Raw genomic sequence first — 17792 nt, 5'->3', positions numbered from 1 at the left:
GCAATTGACCGGCTCATTTGCTTTCCGCCTGTTTCAGCTCCAGCACTTCTTTTGGCGTGACCATGTCGCCCTTGTTGTTGCCCCAGGCGTTACGTTCGTAAGTCACGACCGCTGCGATATCGACTTCCGACAGCTGCTTGCCGAACGCCGCCATGGCGGTGCCGGGTTTGCCGTGGTAGACGATGCTCAGGTGATCCTTGATCGGCCCGGTGGCGATTTTCGAGCCCTTGAGTGCCGGGAACATCGGCGGCAGGCCTTGGCCTTCGGCCTGGTGACAGGCCACGCAAGTGGTGTGGTAAACCTTGTCGCCGCGCTCCTTGAGCTCGTCGAGGGTCCATTCCTTGCTGGTCAGTTCTTTGAGCTGCGCGGCCTCGGCCTTGCGCTCGGCGAGCCATTTTTCGTAGTCGGCCTGTTCCTTGACCTCGACCACGATCGGCATGAAGCCATGGTCCTTGCCGCACAATTCGGCGCACTGGCCACGGTAGAGGCCGGGTTTGTCGATGCGCGTCCAGGCCTCATTGACGAACCCGGGAATCGCATCGCGCTTGACCGCAAATGCCGGCACCCACCATGAGTGAATGACGTCAGCCGAGGTCACCAGAAAGCGCACCTTGGCGCCGATCGGCAGCACCAGCGGCTTGTCGACTTCGAGCAGGTAGTGCTCGCCCTTGGCTTCCTTGTTGTGGATCTGCTCGGCGGGGGTGGCCAGGTTGCTGAAGAACTCGACGTCCTGGCCCAGGTATTTGTAATGCCACTTCCACTGATAGCCGGTGATCTGTATATCGATGTCCGGCTCGCTGGTGTCGTACATCTTGATCAGCGTCGCGGTGGCCGGCACGGCCATGGCCACCAGGATCAGCAGCGGCACGATGGTCCACATGATCTCGACGCCGGTGCTTTCGTGGAATTTGGCCGCGACCTGGCCGGTAGAGCGGCGGTGCACCATCATCGACCAGAACATGGCGCCGAAGACGATGATCCCGATCACCACACATATCCAGAAAATGGTCATGTGCAGGTCGAATACTGCGTGACTGATTTCAGTCGCTCCAGGCGCCATATTCACAGTCCATGCCGCGTTGGCCGGGCTGAAAATCGACCACAACAGGAGGCCCATCCAGACATGTGGATGTCGCATCATTGCGGGTTCCCCTTATCGTTCTTGTTATCCCGCCGGCGTATCGCCTGCGGCAAGGGAGCGGCTGCATCAGACTACGAACTTGAATCGCCGGGCCTTGCTGCGGGTGCAGTCGGGCGTCATCAGCTAACTCCATTCATTGGCGAGTATAGACAGCGCCCGGGAATTGCAACCCGGGCACGTAAATGAGCTGAAACACCCGGCGCTTGCGTTCAAGTGCCCGAATGGAGAAGGATGCAGACGAGTGGTGGCGAATGGATATAACGTAGCTGCATCAAGGATGAAATAATTATGACAAATGCGTCTTAGCGTTTTTCGTAAGCCAGCTAAGTTATGTCTTCCCTATTTCATTGCCTTGTTTCCTGGAGTTTTCATGAACACCGCCGCATTGCGCGAGCAGATCCAAAAAGCCCAACAGCACGAAAAAGACACCGGCCTGCTGACCCGTCAGCTGGAAAGCAAGCTGCCTCACCTGCACCCGGCGATCCAGTTGCCGGAAGCCGACGCCCAGGGCGTGCTGACGCGTTTTGTCGCCGCCTACATTGATGAAGTACCGGACCTGCTGGATGCAGCCAATGAAGTCGCCAGGGAAGCGGGAATCGAATCGCAGATCAAACCGGTGCTGAAGATCGCCGAACAGTATTTCCTCCAGCCGCCGGCGATCATGGCCGGACATGTCGGCCTGGACAGCCTGCTCGACGAGGCCTATCTGGCACACCGTTTTGTCGAAGAGGTCAACGACCTGTACATCAAGCATTTCGGCCAGCCACTGATCCCCTTGGACATGACGGTCGCCAACCTGATTGCTCACCAATTGATCGGTGAGGAATTCGCCAACCAACTGGACGAAGCGGTGCATCACGCGATCGACGAGATGCTCAACGAAGAGAGTTTTGCTTTGGAGTCGGTCGAAGCCTACCGCGAAAAACTCAGCAGTCCGGACACTGGCGCGGCGTGGAAACGCTGGCCGTGCATGAGCCGCCGGTTGGGTGTGGGGCTTGAGCTGGATCAGCCTGCTGCCTGATTTTCTTGTGTCATAAATCCAGTGTGGGAGCGAGCCTGCTCGCGAATGCGGTCGATCATTCAACATCTCTGTTGGCTGATACACCGCTTTCGCGAGCAGGCTCGCTCCCACAGGGTTTGCGTTTTGAGGTCGACTTCTAACCCGCCGCACCAATCCCGGTATTGGTCCGCACCCGGCCTTCCAGCCTGCGCTTCAACCCGCGCGATTCGATCAACAGCTTCGAACCCTTCGCCGCATTCGCCCGGCCCCATTCCTCAAGCAACTCCAGACACGAATGGTCGATGTAGCTGAGGTTGTTCAGCGGCACATGTACCGTCGTACCGTGGGGAATGCTGCCCAGCACTTGAGTCAGCGCCGGCACTTTGAGGAACGTCGCCGCGCCGACCAGACGCAGTTCCATTTCGCCGTCCTGCGGCAGGTCGATCAGGCTGATTTTCAGGCGCGAAGCCTTGAATGCCAGTTTCAACATGGTCAGGCCGAAACCGATCAGCACACCGGTGAGCAGATCAGTGAAGATGATCGCCAGCGCCGTCGCGGCATAGGTGAACATCGGCATCCGCCCGTACCGGCCGAGACCACGGAAAGCTTTCAGGTCGACCAGTTTGAAGCCGGTATACACCAGCACCCCCGCCAGACTCGCCACCGGAATGCTTTGCAGCACGCTCGACAGCAACAGCACGAATGCCAGCAGCCACAGGCCATGGAAAATCGTCGAGTAGCGTGTGGTCGCACCAGCCTGAACGTTGGCCGAACTGCGCACGATCACCCCGGTCATCGGCAGCGCGCCGACCAGACCGCAGAGCATGTTGCCGACACCTTGCGCCGACAGTTCACGATCGAAGTCCGAACGCACGCCGCTGTGCATGCGATCCACCGCTGCCGCCGACAACAGGGTTTCGGCACTGGCGATAAACGCCACGGCGAACGCGGCTATCAGCAGCGTCGGGTCGGCCAGATTCATCAGGTCGGCTGGCTTGAGCCAATCGATCGCCTCGGCCAGGTTCGCCGGTACCTCGACGCGCTTGACCTGCAACGCCAGCATCAGGCTCGCCACCGTCGCCAGACCCACACCGAGCAATGCGCCGGGAATGAAGCGCAGCGAATGCGGGCGGAATTTTTCCCACAGCCACATCACCGCAATCGTCGACAAGCCGAGCAGACCCGCCTGCCAGCCGAACGACGGCAAGGCTTGCGCTACGGCCGCCGGGAACGCCGTGAGGTTGTCGAGCCCGGAAGGCTGCGGCTTGGCATCGAGCATCACATGGATTTGCGAGAGCACGATCAACACGCCAATGCCCGCGAGCATGCCGTAGACCACCGCTGGCGCCGTGACGCGAAACCAGCAGCCAAGCTTCAGTCGCCCGGCGACCAGTTGCAGAAATCCGGCGAGCAGCAGGATCGGCCCGAGCATCTCGACGCCATGCTGGCGCACCAGCTCGAAAACCAGCACCGCCAGACCCGCCGCCGGCCCGCTGACCTGCAACGGCGAGCCCGCCAGCCAACCGACCACCAGACCGCCGATGATGCCGGTGATCAGACCTTTTGCCGGCGGCAGCCCTGAGGCGATCGCGATGCCCATGCACAGCGGCAGGGCGACCAGAAACACAACCACGGAGGCGAGCAGCTCCCGTGGCAACACAGCTTTCAATTGAGCCGCACGCATGGCGATTCTCCCGAAGTTTTCTTCAGGCGTGGCGAGGCCGGACCGCTGAATCAGCGGCCGGCGTCATACCACACAGATTGTTGGGAAGATTTAGAAGCGCGCTTTGGGCGTCGCCACAGGAATCGGATGGCTGCCGTCGAGAGGCAGGAAACGACCCTGGTCCGCGTCGTAAGCTTTGATTTCGCTGGTTTCGATGTTGTAGACCCAGCCATGGATGAACAGATGACCGTTCGCCATGCGCGAGGCTACCGAAGGATGGGTACGCAAGTGCTGCAGTTGGGCGATGACGTTTTCCTCGGTGAGGATCGGCATGCTGTCTTTTTCGTCGGTGCAGTTGCAGTTGTCGTGCACCATGGTTTTCGCGACTTCAGCGTGGCGCAGCCAGGCTTTGACCGTCGGCATTTTTTCCAGGCTGTCGGGGTTGAGTACCGCGCGCATGGCGCCGCAATCGGAGTGGCCGCAAATGATGATGTGTTGCACGCCCAGCGCCAGTACCGCGTATTCGATCGCGGTGGAGACGCCGCCGTTCATCTGACCGTAGGGCGGCACCACGTTGCCGACGTTACGGGTAACGAACAGATCGCCCGGCGAGCTCTGGGTGATCAGCTCGGGAACGATGCGCGAGTCGGCGCAGGTGATGAACATCGCCTTGGGCGCCTGAGCGGTGGCGAGCTTCTTGAACAGTTCTTCCTGCTGCGGAAAAACGTCATGGTGAAAGCGTAAAAAGCCATCAACGATCTGTCGCAGTGCTGCATCGGCGGATTGTGCTTCAGGGCTTTGCGCCGAGGCAGCCAACGACTGTTTATCCTTGTCACTCATGATTCATCCTCTTGTGCGGATTCAGGGAGTCTTCCCCGGTATTCCGGTATGAAGCCAGTGGCTGTTTAAACCATCCGGGTCATCCCGACCCGTCAGTCACTCGATGAACAAGGTAGCCGCCGAAACTTAACTGAAACTGAATCAAACGCTCTAGAACGTGTGTTCCAGGTCACAAAAAACGTGACCGGCGTGTTTCGGCGGAAGGATTCCAACCCGTCAACCCAAAGCCAATTGTCGCTAAATCAACGACATCTGGCGACCCGGCGGACAGAAGGCCGAGCAGTCGAGGTTATAGCCCTCGCGTTTGTTCAGGCCAAGCTTTTTGATGGCCTTGGCAAATCTTTGTGCGAGCAGGTCGGCAAACGGCCCTTCACCGCGCATCCGCGCGCCGAATCGACTGTCGTAGAGTTCACCGCCGCGACTCTGGCGGATCAGGCTCAGCACATGGGCGGCACGTTGCGGATAGTGCGCCTGCAACCACTCCTCGAACAGCGGCGCGACTTCCAGCGGCAGGCGCAGCATCATGTAGGCAGCGCTTTGCGCACCGGCAGCGTGGGCCTCGGTGAGCAGGCTTTCGATTTCGCTGTCATTGATCATCGGAATCATCGGCGAACACAGCACGCCCACCGGAATGCCTGCTTCACGCATGACCCGGATCGCGCGCAGGCGTGCCTTGGGCGCAGCGGCGCGCGGTTCGAGGATGCGTTTGAGTTCATCATCCAGCGTGGTCAGGCTGATCATCACCGACACCAGCCGTTGCTGCGCCAGCTCCGTGAGCAAATCGAGATCGCGCAGAATCAGCGAACCTTTGGTGACGATGGTCACCGGGTGGCGATAGCGCAGCAGCACTTCCAGGGTCTGACGGGTGATCTTGTGTTCGCGCTCGATGGGCTGATACGGGTCGGTATTGGAGCCGAGATTGATCGGCGCACATTGATAGCCGGGTTTGCTCAGTTGTTCCTCGAGGACCTGGGCGGCATTGGTCTTGGCAATCAGCCGGGTTTCGAAATCCAGGCCCGGCGACATGTCCCAGTAGGCGTGGCTGGGCCGTGCGTAGCAATAGATGCAGCCGTGTTCGCAGCCGCGATAGGGATTGAGCGAACGGTCGAAGGGCAGATCCGGCGAGGTGTTGCGGCTGATGATCGATTTGGCCTTCTCGATGATCACTTCGGTGTTTTGCGTCTCTGGCACTTCCTGATACCAGCCATCGTCCTCGGCCACCGAACGACTGGGGGCAAAGCGGTTGTGCGGGTTGGTTGCGGTGCCGCGACCGCGAGGTGGCAATGGAGTAGACATGAAAACGCCCCGATACTGTATATGCGCACAGTATCGAGGCGATCCTCATCTGGCTAGTGCCGTCGGGCGAGTGGTCAGTTGTGTTGCGTCACTTGGCCCAGATCGTCACCGGAGGTCTGCTTCATATCCTCGGTACGCAACTCTGCAACATCGGCAGCTTTCACTGGCGCACCCTTGTTGCCCCAGCTGCCACGAATGAAGCTCACCACATCCGCGACTTCCTGATCCGACAGGCGCCAGGCGAAACCGGGCATGGTGAAGGTCGATGGCGCGGTGTGCGTTGCCGGCAAAGTCCCGCCCTTGAGCACGATATGAATCAGCGAGGTCGGATCGTCGGTTTGCAGCACCGGATTGCCCGCCAGCGCCGGGAACACCCGGGTGTAGCCATGGCCATCGGTACGGTGGCAGGCCGCGCAGTTGTCGATGTACACCGACGCGCCGCGTTGGCTGTCGTCACCGTTCCACAGCGCTGTGGCTACTTTCTCGTCGTACTGATGCGGCTGATCCGCTGGATCATTGGCCGGCAGTGATTTGAGATAGCGGGCAATCGCGGTGAGGTCGGCGTCGCTCATGTACTGCATGCTGTGGGTGACCACATCGCTCATGCCGCCGAACACTGCGCTGCGATCACTGCGCCCGGTCTTGAGGAACTGCACCAGTTGTTCTTCGCTCCAGCTGCCGAGGCCATCCTTGTGATCGCCGCGCAGGCTCTTGGCGATCCAGCCTTCCAGCGGCGCACTGCCGGCGAGGAATTCGCTGCCGTCCGCCGCGCTCAGGGATTTTTCCTGCATGGTCAGGGCGCGCGGGGTGTGACAGGCGCCGCAGTGGCCGAGGCCTTCGACCAGGTATGCGCCGCGATCGATCACCGGATCGGCCGATGTGGCCTGGTAATCCTCGACCTTCGGTGCGAACAGCCAGCGCCAGCCCATCAGCGGCCAGCGCATGCTCAACGGCCACGGAATGTCGCTGGCCTTGTTCTCCTGCGCCACCGGTTCGACGCCGTGCATGAAATACGCATACAGCGCTTGCATGTCCGCCTGGTTGACCCGCGCGTAGGACGGATAAGGCATCGCCGGGTACAACGTGCTGCCGTTTTTGGCCACGCCATGGCGCACGGCCTGATCGAAGTCCTCGAAGCTGTAATCGCCCAGGCCGGTTTTATCCGGGGTGATGTTGGTCGAGTAGATCGTGCCGATCGGCGTCTCCATCGGCAGGCCGCCGGCGAACGGCTTGCCGCCCTTGGCGGTGTGACAGGCCACGCAGTCACCGGCGCGGGCGAGGTATTGACCTTGCTTGATCAGATTTTGATCAACATCGGCCGCATAAATTGCAGTGCTGCCGAGCAGGGCGAGGGTGGCGATAACGAAAGTTTTCATGGTCATCGCTCCTTAAGCCTGCACCAGCGGGCCGGGGTTTTTCAGGTATTGCTCGCGGATCGCTTTCGCCGACCAGTAGGTCAGCGCCGCCACCAGTCCGGTCGGGTTGTAGCCCAGGCCCTGCGGGAACGCCGAGGCGCCCGGGACGAACACGTTGTGCACGTCCCAGCTCTGCAAATAGCGGTTCAGCGCGCTGGTCTTCGGATCGGTACCCATGATTGCGCCACCGTTGAGGTGGGTGGTCTGGTACGAGGCGGTGTTGAAGTGGTCACCGACCTGCTTGCCGATTACCGCAATGGCTTTCGGGCCCATGGCTTGGGCGATCTTGCCCATTTTCTCGACCATGAAGCGGTTCATCTTGATGTCGTTTTCCTGCCAGTCGAAGGTCATGCGCAGCAGCGGCAGGCCGTAGGCATCGCGGTACACCGGATCGAGATCGAGGTAGTTGCCACGGTAGGACTGATGCGCGCCGTGGGCGTCCATCGATACCTGGTGGGTGTAGTAATCGGCGGTGGCGCGTTTCCACGCGCTGCCCCAGGCCGGCGTGCCCGGCGGGTTCGAGGTGCCGGCAATCGGTCGACTGCCAGCCTGGTTGACCCACATCGGCGAGCCACCGACAAAGCCGTGCGGGCCGTGATCGAAGTTATCGGCGTTGAAGTCGTCCACCGCCACGCCGTTGCCGCCAGCGCCGATGAAGTTGTTGGTGTGGGTGTCCTTGTCGAAGAAGGCCTTGATGGTCGCCATGTTCTGGTAGGCGAAGTTACGCCCGACCACGCCTTCGCCGCTGATCGCGTCGTAGGGTTTGCCGATCCCGGAGAGCAGCATCAGACGCACGTTGTGCAGCTGGAACGCGCCGAGGATCACCAGATCCGCCGGCTGCTCGATCTCGCGGCCCTGGCCGTCGATGTAGGTGACGCCGGTGGCTTTCGACTTACTGCTGTCGAGATTGACCCGCAGCACATGGGAGTTGGGCCGCAGTTCGAAATTCGGCAGGGGCTTGAGCGCCGGTAGAATATTCACGTTCGGCGAGGCCTTGGAATACATGTAGCAGACGTAGCCGCTGCAGAATCCGCAAAAGTTGCACGGCCCCATTTGTGCGCCGTAGGGATTGGTGTACGGCCCAGAGGTATTTGCCGAAGGCAGGTTGTAGGGTTTGTAACCGACTTCTGTAGCCGCTTTACCAAACAGCTGTGCGGATACGGTGTTCTTCTGCGCTTCAAGCGGGAACGGGTTGGAACGATCCGCCGCATAAGGGTTGCCGCCCTTGCCCTGACCGACCAGTTGGCCTTTCACCGTCCAGGCCTGGCCGGAGGTGCCGAAGACTTTTTCCGCGAAGTCGAAAAACGGTTCCAGCTCTTCATAGCTGACGCCGAAATCCTGAATGGTCATGTCTTTGGGGATGAAGCTTTTGCCGTAGCGTTCTTCGTAGTGGCTGCGCATGCGCAATTCGATCGGGTCGACGCGAAAGTGCACGCCCGACCAGTGCAGACCGGCGCCGCCGACGCCATCCCCCGGCAGGAACGCGCCCAACTGGCGGTTGGGCAGGGCGATGTCGTTGACGCTGTGGCGAATTGTGACGGTCTCTTTGGAGATGTCCTGAAAGAGCTTTTTCCGCACGCTGTAGGTGAGTTCGTCGATCACCTGCGGATAGTTGCCGTCGGGGTAGGTGTCCTGCATCGGCCCGCGCTCCAGCGCCAGCACGTTCAGACCCGCTTCGGTCAGCTCTTTGGCCATGATGGCGCCCGTCCAGCCGAAACCGACGATGACTGCATCAACCTTCTTCAATACCGTTGCCATGCTTACGCCCTCTCGCCGCGAATCGACACTGCCGGGAAGGGGTATTGCTCGTTGCGTTCCACCCAATCCATGAAATCGGCGCGGGCGCCGGGGAAACCGATCATGGTCCAACCGACCATGCCTTTATTGCCACCGTGGATCGGGTCGCAGAAGAAACCTTCCTTGGTGTTTTGCAGCAGCAGATTGAAGAAAATCTTCGCCGGTACCGCATCGAACTGCGGCTTGCCGGCTTCGAGTTGCTTGAGCAAATCGTCTCGGGTAGCGCTGTCTTGCTCGGCAAATGTTTTACCGCTGAGACCTTTTACCCACTGATCCGTGGCGGCGATGCCGAGGCGATAGATGTCTTTGGGCACCAGTTTGCTCTGCCAGCCCATCTCCGGTGCCGCGTCGGCATTAAACGGGCCTTGCATGTACCACAGGGCACCGGCGGCGTACGGCGTGTTCATCTGGCGGTCGATGTATTCCGGCACGCCCGCTTCGAGGGCACCGGGGCCTTGTGCGTCGTTGGGGATCAACTGGGCGACGGCGGCGTTGATGAACGCCCATTCTTCGGCGGTGAAAAAGCTTGGCTGATAATCACCGGCGCCAACAGCGGCAGGTTTTGCTGCGGCCGGCGCCGGTGCGCTTTCAGGTGCGGCTTGCAGCACGCTGCTGCCCAGGCCGGTACCGGCAAGCGTGACCACCGGAATCAGGGTCAGGGATTTGCGCAAGAATTCACGCCGCGGGTTGTCTCGATCTTGATCAGACATGGGGGGCACCTCATCAGGCATTGAAGTCAGCCACTTCTGCGAGCAGCTCGAGGAATTTTGCGTCGCGATGACGAGGGTCTGTCCCGAAAAAGGGCGCCACGTCTGCAACATCATGTGACAAATGGTAGCAGGCTAAGCATCAAGAAAAACCGTTTGCACGGAAAAAAGCCCGGCGAAGCGACGATTCACGTTTCTTTGACGACCGGCTCACGGCGCGTTGACCGCTCAAAAGCGAAGCTGCAATTCCTCCCATGAAGATTGCCGAAACGGTCAGCCCAGCATGTCTCGAGTGCGCTTTTTCCCCGCGTTATGTTTTTCGCTTGTTGCACTGTTGCATGGCATTGCCGCCCGGGCGGCCGACGCCACGCCATCTCGCCCGTCCGAGTGGGCGCAACCGGTCGAGGCGCAGTTCAACCTGTTCCGCATGTCACCGACGCTGTATCGCAGCGCCTTGCCCAGCCGCACCGCGGTGCCGCTGTTGAACGATCTGCATGTCGTCACCGTAATCAACTTCCTGCCTGATGCTGATAGCGACTGGCTCTTCGCGTCGGGCATCAAGCAAGTGCAGCTGCCGTATCGCACCAACCACGTCGACGACAGCGATGTGCTCAAGGCTCTGCGCGCGATTCAGTCCGCCGAAGCCGACGGCCCGGTGCTCATGCACTGCAAGCACGGCTCTGACCGCACCGGTCTGATGGCGGCGATGTACCGCGTGGTGGTGCAGGGCTGGAGCAAAGAGCAGGCGCTCAAGGAGATGACCGAGGGCGGTTTTGGTGACAGTCAGCATTTCCACGACAGCGTGCGTTACGTGATGCAGGCCGATGTCGATCGGTTGCACGAAGCCCTGATCAATGGCGAATGCAGCACCAGTGCATTCGCCATGTGTTCGATGAAGAACTGGTTCGACTCGGCGCACGTACAGCGTTGATCAGCTCAATCGGCTGGCGCAGGAAACAGTGCGCTGTCGATCGGTTTTCCGAGAAAGGCTTGCAGTGCGGCGGGCAGTGCCTGCCTGTCACCCGAGAGCAGGTGTTCGCGCATGTCCCGGCCCGTCTGTTCGTTGAACAGGCCTTCACGTTCGAAGCGTTTGAATGCCTCGCTCGCGAGCATACCCGACCATTTGTAGGCGTACAGCGAAGCCTCGTAACCGGTGACCAGATAATCGCAGCTGTTGGCGAAGCGGCAGTAGGCTGGAATATGCAGGCCCGGGAATTCGCTTTGCACATCCGCCATCACTTGCTGAACAGTGCGACCGTCGCCGTGACTGCGATGCAGTTCGAAGTCGAACAGCGCGCTCAGCAGCAGCATCGCCGTCTCTCGGCTGCGCTGGATGTCGGTGGTGGAAAACGCGGCGTCGGCCTGCGTTTGCGACAGGCGCTCACCGCTCTGATGATGCGTACCCAGCCAGCGCAGGAATTGCCCGGATAGCGCCCATTTCTCGAACAGCTGCCCGACAAACTCGGCAGCGTCGCGGCTCAGATGCGAAATGCCGGACAGGTTGTAGTGCGGCGAATGTGTCAGCACGTGATGCAGGCAATGGCCGAATTCGTGCAGCAGCACGCGCAGATCCTGATGTGCCAGCAGATTCAGCCCGTCGGCGGCGGCCGTGTAATTGCATTGAAGCGAGGCTATCGGCAGTGATGGCCGGCCTTCCGCATTGATCCGTCGGTTGCGCAGTACACCTGTCCAGGCGTAGTCGGCGCCAGCGGCGCGGTGGAACGGGTCGATGTAGATGAAGCCGACCGCTTGCTCATGCTCGCTGACTTCGAGCAGGCGCACGTTTTCGTTGAAAGTCTCCAGGCGAATGTTTTCGCTGATCCTGATGCCGAACATGTGCTCACTGAAGCGGCACAGGCTCTGCAGTATGGCGTCCAGCGGAAAAAACAGGCGCAGGTCCTGCTCCTCGCCGCCCAACTGCTTCAGGCGCAATTGCTCGGCGAGGAAGTCGTGATCCCACGCTTCTATCTGATCAATACCGTACTGGCGTGCAGAGGCTTGCAGGTCATCGGTTTCGCGCGCAAGCGCCGCTGCATTGAGAGCGATCTGCTGCTGCAGAAAACGGCGGACCTGGTCAGTATCCACGGCCATGCGGTCGAGCAGTCGCAGCTGAGCGAAGTTGTCGAAACCCAACAGCCGGGCTTTGGCATGACGCGCCGCCAGCAGCTTGTGCAGCACCGGTCCGTTGTCGAAGCGGCCGGCGTATGGCCCCTGATCCGAAGCGCGGGTGCACCAGGCTTTGAAACACTCTTCACGTAAACCGCGGTGCCGCGCCCGCTTCATGACCTGATCGTAAGTGTTCTGATCGAGTGTCAGCCGCCACCCGGACAGGCCGGCATTTTTGGCATCGGCGGCCAGATGCGCCTGCGTTTCGGCTGGCAGTCCCGCCAACAGCGCTGCATCGTCGACGTCCTTGCTCCATGCAGCGTTGACCGATCTGAGATTGCTCATGAAGCGCTTTTCCAGCAGATCGATTTCGCCGTTCAATCGCGTCAGATCCTTGCGCTGCGCACTCGACAATTCGCTGCCGGCCAAGTGAAACCTGCGCAGGATTTTCGCCAGCGAGGCTTTGCGTGCATCACTGAAGTTGGCGGCTATGGAGCTCTGTGCCAATCGTTGATAAACCTGGAGCAACTGTCGATTGCCGGCCTTCGCAGCCTTGTGATGCTGTGCAGCGTGGGTGCTGAGCGCTTCCTGCGCCAACCACTCGGGATCATCGGCATGCCTGACCGAGAGGAATTCGATAATCGCCATGGTTTCATTCAGGCGTGCATCGGCTTCATCAATGGCAATGACCACGTCGTCCCAGTTGGGATGATCAACCTGAGTGGCGATGACGTTTTCGATGATCAGCAGGTTGTCGGCAACGATGCGCTCGACTGCCGGCAGCAGATGTTCGGCGCGTATCGCCGACCAGGGCGGCAACTGCCATTGTTGCAGGAGTGGGTTGGTGTCAGGCATGGCGTCTTCCGTGAGTAAGGGCTGGATTGACCAGCCTAATCACGAAGCGCGGGGGCGAGGTGGTAGATAGTTACCGCCACCTGACGACGATCATCGGCAGGTGGCGGTAGTTGTCACTGTTGCTCGTCGGGCTTTTTCTTCAACTTGGGGTTGGGGAAGAACTGCACGGCCTGGACCTTTTTGTCGGCGGCAGGCTTCAGCGCACTGGTATTGACCCGCGTGCCCAGTTCTTTGGGCACCGACAGGCCCTGCTCGTTGAGGGTGTCGGAGTAGCCGCAAGCCACGCATTCGCGGTGCGGCACGCCGTCTTCGTTCCACATCATCAACTTGTCCGGCTCGCTGCACGCCGGGCAGACCGCACCGGCGATAAAGCGCTTCTTGGTGATCACAGGGCCGTCGCTCATGCTGCCGCGTCCTCACTCAGGCCGCTGTGGCGAAGCAGCGCGTCGATCGACGGCTCACGGCCACGGAAGTCGACGAACAGCACCATCGGTGCCTGCGAGCCGCCGCGCGCCAGAATCGCTTCGCGGAACGCCCGACCGGTTTCAGCGTTGAGCACGCCGTCTTCCTCGAATTTCGAGAAGGCGTCGGCGGACAGCACTTCAGCCCACTTGTAGCTGTAGTAACCCGCCGCGTAACCACCAGCGAAGATGTGCGCAAAGCTGTTGGGGAAGCGGTTGTAAGCCGGTGGACGCATCACCGATACCTCGTCACGCACGCCCTCGAGCACTTGCGCCACGCTGCGGTCATCGCCATGGGTGGCATGCAGTTCGAAGTCGAACAGCGAAAACTCCAGCTGACGCACCATCATCAGGCCGGACTGGAAGTTCTTCGCCGCGAGCATTTTTTCCAGCAGGTCCTGTGGCAGTGGCTCGCCGGTCTCGTAGTGGCCGGAAATCAGCGCCAGGCCTTCCGGCTCCCAGCACCAGTTTTCCATGAACTGGCTCGGCAGCTCGACCGCGTCCCAGGCCACGCCATTGATGCCGGATACGCCAGCGTGTTCGACGCGGGTCAGCAGGTGATGCAGGCCGTGGCCGAACTCGTGGAACAGGGTGGTCACTTCATCGTGGGTCAGCAGCGCAGGCTTGCCGCTGTCGGCCGGGGTGAAGTTGCACACCAGATTGGCGACTGGGCTTTGCAGCACACCGTCGACGGTGCGACGACGGTCGCGGGCGCCATCCATCCACGCGCCGCCACGCTTGTTGGCACGGGCATACAGGTCGAAGAAGAAGCGGCCGACGTGCTGGCCGTTTTCCTTGATCTCGAACAGGCGGACGTCCGGGTGCCAAGTGTCGAAGCCTTTCTGCTCGGCGATCTCGATGCCGTACAGACGCTGGACGATGGCGAACAGGCCGCTGAGGACTTTGTCGATCGGGAAGTAGGCTCGCAGGGTTTCCTGAGCGACGCTGTAACGCTGCTCGCGAAGTTTTTCACCGTAGAAACCGCTGTCCCAGCTTTGCAGATCGGCGCAGCCCTGTTCGGCGGCGTACGCGCGCAGCTGTTGCAGATCCTGCGCGGCGAACGGCTTGCTGCGTTGGGCCAGATCGCGCAGGAAGCTCAGCACCTGATCGCTGGATTCGGCCATTTTCGTCGCCAGGCTCAGCTCGGCGAAACTGGCGAAACCCAGCAGTCGGGCCAGTTCCTGACGCAGGTCGAGGATCTCTTCCATCACCGGGCCGTTGTCGTTCTGCCCGGCATTCGGGCCTTGGTCCGAGGCGCGGGTGCAGTACGCGGCGTAGACTTCTTCGCGCAGCGCACGGTCTTGCGCGTAGGTCATCACCGCGTAATAACTGGGGAATTCCAGGGTGATCAGCCAGCCATCCAGACCTTTGGCCTGGGCGGCGGCAGCCATCTGCGCCTTGGCCGAATCGGTCAGGCCGGCGAGGGCGGCTTCGTCGGTGATGTGCTTGGTCCACGCCTGCGTGGCGTCGAGCAATTGGTTGGAGAAGCGGCTTCCGAGCTCGGACAGTTTGCTCTGCACTTCGGCGTAACGTTTCTGCTCGGCTTCCGGCAGATCGATACCCGACAGACGGAAATCGCGCAGGGCGTGTTCCAGAATGGTCTTTTGCGCGACGTCAAAATTGGCAGCTTCCGGACTGTTGGCCAACGCTTCATACGCCTGGAACAGTTCGCGGTTCTGGCCCATCTCGGTGGAGTAGGCGCTCAGGGCCGGCAGGCACGACTCGTAGGCTTCACGCAGTTCGGCGCTGTTGCACACGGCGTTAAGATGGCTGACCGGGCTCCAGGCCGCACCGAGACGATCGTTGAGTTCGTCCATCGCCAGCACCAGACCGGCCCAGGTCGGGTTCTTGCCCTGGGTCTTGAGAATTTCGGCGATGGCGGCGCGGTTGTCCGCGAGGATGGTTTCGATGGCGGGCAGGACGTGTTCGGCACGGATCGTGGAGAACGGCGGCAGGTCGTAGGACTGCAAAAGAGGGTTGTTCACGCTCACGGTTGGCACCTTGGCTGGAAGAAACATGCGCCCATCTTAATTACAATCGACACTCACCGCAGCTATCGGCGACAGAGAGAGAACTAATCGTGTCCCTTCGCAAATACCAGAATCACACCCCCCGCCTGAGCAACGGCGCATTCGTCGACGGTTCGGCGGTGGTGATCGGCGACGTCGAAATTGGCACAGACAGCTCGGTCTGGCCGCTGACGGTGATCCGTGGCGACATGCACCGCATCCGCATCGGTGCGCGCACCAGCGTGCAGGATGGCTGCGTGCTGCACATCACCCACGCCGGCCCATTCAACCCGGACGGTTTTCCATTGCTGATCGGCGATGACGTGACCATCGCCCACAAGGTCATGCTGCACGGCTGCACCGTTGGCAGCCGCGTATTGATCGGCATGGGCAGCATCGTCATGGACGGCGCCGTGGTCGAGGACGACGTGATCATCGGCGCCGGCAGCCTGGTGCCGCCGGGCAAGCGCCTGCAGAGCGGCTTCCTGTATGTCGGCAGCCCGGTCAAGCAAGTGCGCCCGCTGACCGATAAGGAAAACGCCTTCTTTACGTACAGCGCGGCGAATTACGTAAAGCTCAAGGACCTGCATTTGGCCGAAGGCTACGACCAGCTCTGAATTGCCCTACACCAGCTCAGGAATTCTCATGCATTACCAGACCGTACTGTTCGACCTCGATGGCACCCTGACCGACCCGCGTGAGGGCATCACCCGCTCAATTCAATTTGCCTTGGCCAATCTCGGCATCGACGAACCGGATCTGAGCAAACTGGAACACTTCATCGGCCCGCCGCTGCTGCAAGCGTTCATGCAGTTCTACGACTTCGACGAGGCCAGGGCCTGGGAAGCGGTGAATTTCTATCGCGAGCGCTTCAAGGTCACCGGCCTCTATGAGAATCGGGTGTTCGACGGGGTCACGCCGTTGCTGGAAACCTTGAGCGGGCAGGGGCGGCAGTTGTACATCGCCACCTCCAAACCGTGGGTGTTCGCCCGCGAGATCGCCCGGCATTTTGATTTTGCCCGGCATTTCAAAGTGATCTACGGCAGCGAGCTGGACGGCACGCGGACCAACAAGGTTGAACTGATTGCCCATCTGCTCGAGGAAGAACGCCTGGATCCGGCGAAGACCCTGATGATCGGCGATCGCAAGCACGACCTGATCGGTGCGCGCAGCAATGGCCTGGATGCAGCGGCGGTGGGCTATGGGTTTGGCAGCTTCGAGGAATTGAACGCCGAATCGCCGGCTTATCACTTTGAAACCTTGGACGAGTTGCATCAGGCGTTTTTGCAGCGCTGATCAGATAGCCTTCGCGAGCAGGCTCGCTCCCACAGAGGCACCGCGATCCAATGTGGGAGCGAGCCTGCTCGCGAAAGGGCCGTTATGCCCCCGAGTTCCTTAGGACTGGGCCAGCGCTTTTAGCCTCGCCTTACGCTCATCAACCGGCAACCGTCCCAACCGCTCAACCTCGGCATAAAACCTCAGCCAATCCCCATCTACTTGGCGGAACACCGCCGCAAACGCCGGCACCCACTGGTCATACAGCCCGAACGGCAACAACCGCGCGTTGTTCAGTGGCGCATTGACCCAGGCGTCATAGCGCTTATCCCCGGCCCACTGACTGTCGCGCATGACCCGATACTCCCGGCGCAAGCGCTCGAATTCAGCTGCTTTGCGCTCACGCATCTGCTCAACCGACAGCGGCTGCGCATACAGCGTCTCCAGTCGTGAGCGCGTGTCGAGTACCAGACCGATGAACTGGTCACGCTGCTTGAGCCTGGCATCCGACTCCGCCGGCAGCCCGCGAAATGCGCGCCACTGCCGCGTGCCTTCCTGCTCGACAAACGTCGCGAATGACTCGTTGAACTCAGTGTCGTCCTTCACATAGAAACGCTGATGCGCCAGTTCATGAAAGATCAGTGTGGCCAGACGCTCATCGCCCCAGCCCATCATCGAGTTGAGGATCGGGTCATTGAACCAACCGAGCGTCGAGTACGCCTCGACCCCGCCGATCGACACGTCCATGCCCTGCAAGCGCTGAAGCGCCGCTTCGCCACGGGCGGCGCTCTGGCTGTAGTAGCCGCGATAGGCCACGCAGCCGGCAATCGGGAAGCAGTGATTCTGCGGCGTCAGGGAAAACTCTGCGGTGGCGAACACGTTCCACACCACGAACGGCCGGCCGATGTCGGCGTAGAGACGATAGCTCTGGTTGTCCGGCAAGTGCAGGTGCTCGCTGGCGAACGTGCGGGCCTTTTGTGATTGAGCCAGATGCGCGCGCACTTGGGCATCGCGGCTGGGGTCGGCAATGACTTTTTCGACCGGCTCCCGTGCGCGCAGCAATTGCAGTTGGCCGCTGGCCAACTGGCTGTAATAGCTGACGCTGGTGCAACCGTTGAGCAACAAAAACAACACACCCGGAAACAAAATCGGAAAAACGCGATCAAGTAACCCAAGGCTGGAAAGCGGCCTGATCAAAATAAGAAATTCCCCGGAAAGTCTGCCCCA

The 17792-nt window shown here is 60.7% G+C and carries 15 protein-coding genes; 4 read left to right on the top strand and 11 right to left on the bottom strand.

Translation table 11 applies throughout. The features are described from left to right. Window positions 1-13 precede the first annotated feature (13 nt). Window positions 14-1141 carry a cytochrome c oxidase subunit II gene (gene coxB, locus AB4N47_RS22605; protein ID WP_016772326.1) on the bottom strand — a complete coding sequence of 376 codons (1128 nt, stop codon included), beginning with the start codon at window positions 1139-1141 and terminating at the stop codon, window positions 14-16. Window positions 1142-1511: 370 nt separating this feature from the next. Here coxB and AB4N47_RS22600 point away from each other — a divergent pair, with 370 nt between their 5' ends. Then, window positions 1512-2162 carry a hypothetical protein gene (locus tag AB4N47_RS22600; RefSeq protein ID WP_024015006.1) on the top strand — a complete coding sequence of 217 codons (651 nt, stop codon included), beginning with the start codon at window positions 1512-1514 and terminating at the stop codon, window positions 2160-2162. Window positions 2163-2298: 136 nt separating this feature from the next. Here the strand turns inward: AB4N47_RS22600 and AB4N47_RS22595 are convergent, their stop codons facing one another. The 6 genes from AB4N47_RS22595 to AB4N47_RS22570 form a co-directional block, all read right to left on the bottom strand. Continuing rightward, window positions 2299-3825, bottom strand: coding sequence for a SulP family inorganic anion transporter (locus AB4N47_RS22595; protein WP_016772324.1), 1527 nt, complete (start codon window positions 3823-3825; stop codon window positions 2299-2301). 90 nt (window positions 3826-3915) lie between these two features. Beyond that, window positions 3916-4644, bottom strand: coding sequence for a carbonic anhydrase (locus AB4N47_RS22590; RefSeq protein ID WP_016772323.1), 729 nt, complete (start codon window positions 4642-4644; stop codon window positions 3916-3918). A 237-nt stretch (window positions 4645-4881) separates the two neighbouring features. Further along, window positions 4882-5940, bottom strand: a complete 1059-nt coding sequence (locus AB4N47_RS22585; protein ID WP_341638275.1) for a PA0069 family radical SAM protein — start codon at window positions 5938-5940, stop codon at window positions 4882-4884. A gap of 74 nt (window positions 5941-6014) precedes the next feature. Further along, window positions 6015-7316, bottom strand: a complete 1302-nt coding sequence (locus AB4N47_RS22580; RefSeq protein WP_341638276.1) for a c-type cytochrome — start codon at window positions 7314-7316, stop codon at window positions 6015-6017. A 12-nt stretch (window positions 7317-7328) separates the two neighbouring features. After that, window positions 7329-9113, bottom strand: a complete 1785-nt coding sequence (locus AB4N47_RS22575) for a GMC family oxidoreductase (protein ID WP_460154349.1) — start codon at window positions 9111-9113, stop codon at window positions 7329-7331. A gap of 2 nt (window positions 9114-9115) precedes the next feature. After that, window positions 9116-9862, bottom strand: a complete 747-nt coding sequence (locus AB4N47_RS22570) for a gluconate 2-dehydrogenase subunit 3 family protein (RefSeq protein WP_341638278.1) — start codon at window positions 9860-9862, stop codon at window positions 9116-9118. 280 nt (window positions 9863-10142) lie between these two features. On the opposite strand from AB4N47_RS22570, the gene AB4N47_RS22565 reads away from it, so the two are divergent. Then, window positions 10143-10790, top strand: coding sequence for a phosphatase domain-containing protein (locus AB4N47_RS22565; RefSeq protein WP_341638279.1), 648 nt, complete (start codon window positions 10143-10145; stop codon window positions 10788-10790). 5 nt (window positions 10791-10795) lie between these two features. On the opposite strand, the gene AB4N47_RS22560 is transcribed toward AB4N47_RS22565, so the two are convergent. The 3 genes from AB4N47_RS22560 to prlC form a co-directional block, all read right to left on the bottom strand. Further along, the gene (locus AB4N47_RS22560) at window positions 10796-12820 is read right to left on the bottom strand and encodes a M3 family metallopeptidase (protein WP_460154348.1); all 2025 of its coding nucleotides are present in this window, start codon (window positions 12818-12820) and stop codon (window positions 10796-10798) included. A 113-nt stretch (window positions 12821-12933) separates the two neighbouring features. Next, window positions 12934-13224, bottom strand: a complete 291-nt coding sequence (locus AB4N47_RS22555) for a YheV family putative zinc ribbon protein (RefSeq protein WP_016772316.1) — start codon at window positions 13222-13224, stop codon at window positions 12934-12936. After that, complete coding sequence (gene prlC, locus AB4N47_RS22550) at window positions 13221-15299, bottom strand: oligopeptidase A (protein ID WP_460154347.1); 2079 nt, start codon at window positions 15297-15299, stop codon at window positions 13221-13223. The genes AB4N47_RS22555 and prlC overlap by 4 nt, the downstream gene beginning before the upstream one ends. A 62-nt stretch (window positions 15300-15361) precedes the next feature. Here prlC and AB4N47_RS22545 point away from each other — a divergent pair, with 62 nt between their 5' ends. After that, on the top strand, window positions 15362-15907 hold the full coding sequence (locus tag AB4N47_RS22545; protein ID WP_125917040.1) for a gamma carbonic anhydrase family protein: 546 nt from the start codon (window positions 15362-15364) through the stop codon (window positions 15905-15907). A 28-nt stretch (window positions 15908-15935) separates the two neighbouring features. After that, complete coding sequence (locus AB4N47_RS22540) at window positions 15936-16586, top strand: HAD family hydrolase (protein ID WP_341638282.1); 651 nt, start codon at window positions 15936-15938, stop codon at window positions 16584-16586. A 99-nt stretch (window positions 16587-16685) separates the two neighbouring features. On the opposite strand, the gene AB4N47_RS22535 is transcribed toward AB4N47_RS22540, so the two are convergent. Beyond that, complete coding sequence (locus AB4N47_RS22535; RefSeq protein ID WP_341638283.1) at window positions 16686-17762, bottom strand: aminopeptidase; 1077 nt, start codon at window positions 17760-17762, stop codon at window positions 16686-16688. Window positions 17763-17792 lie beyond the last annotated feature (30 nt).

The sequence above is a fragment of the Pseudomonas sp. S3_G06 genome (assembly GCF_054667565.1).
Note: the sequence above shows the minus strand (reverse complement) of the source record. Positions and strands in the feature narration are given on the sequence as shown.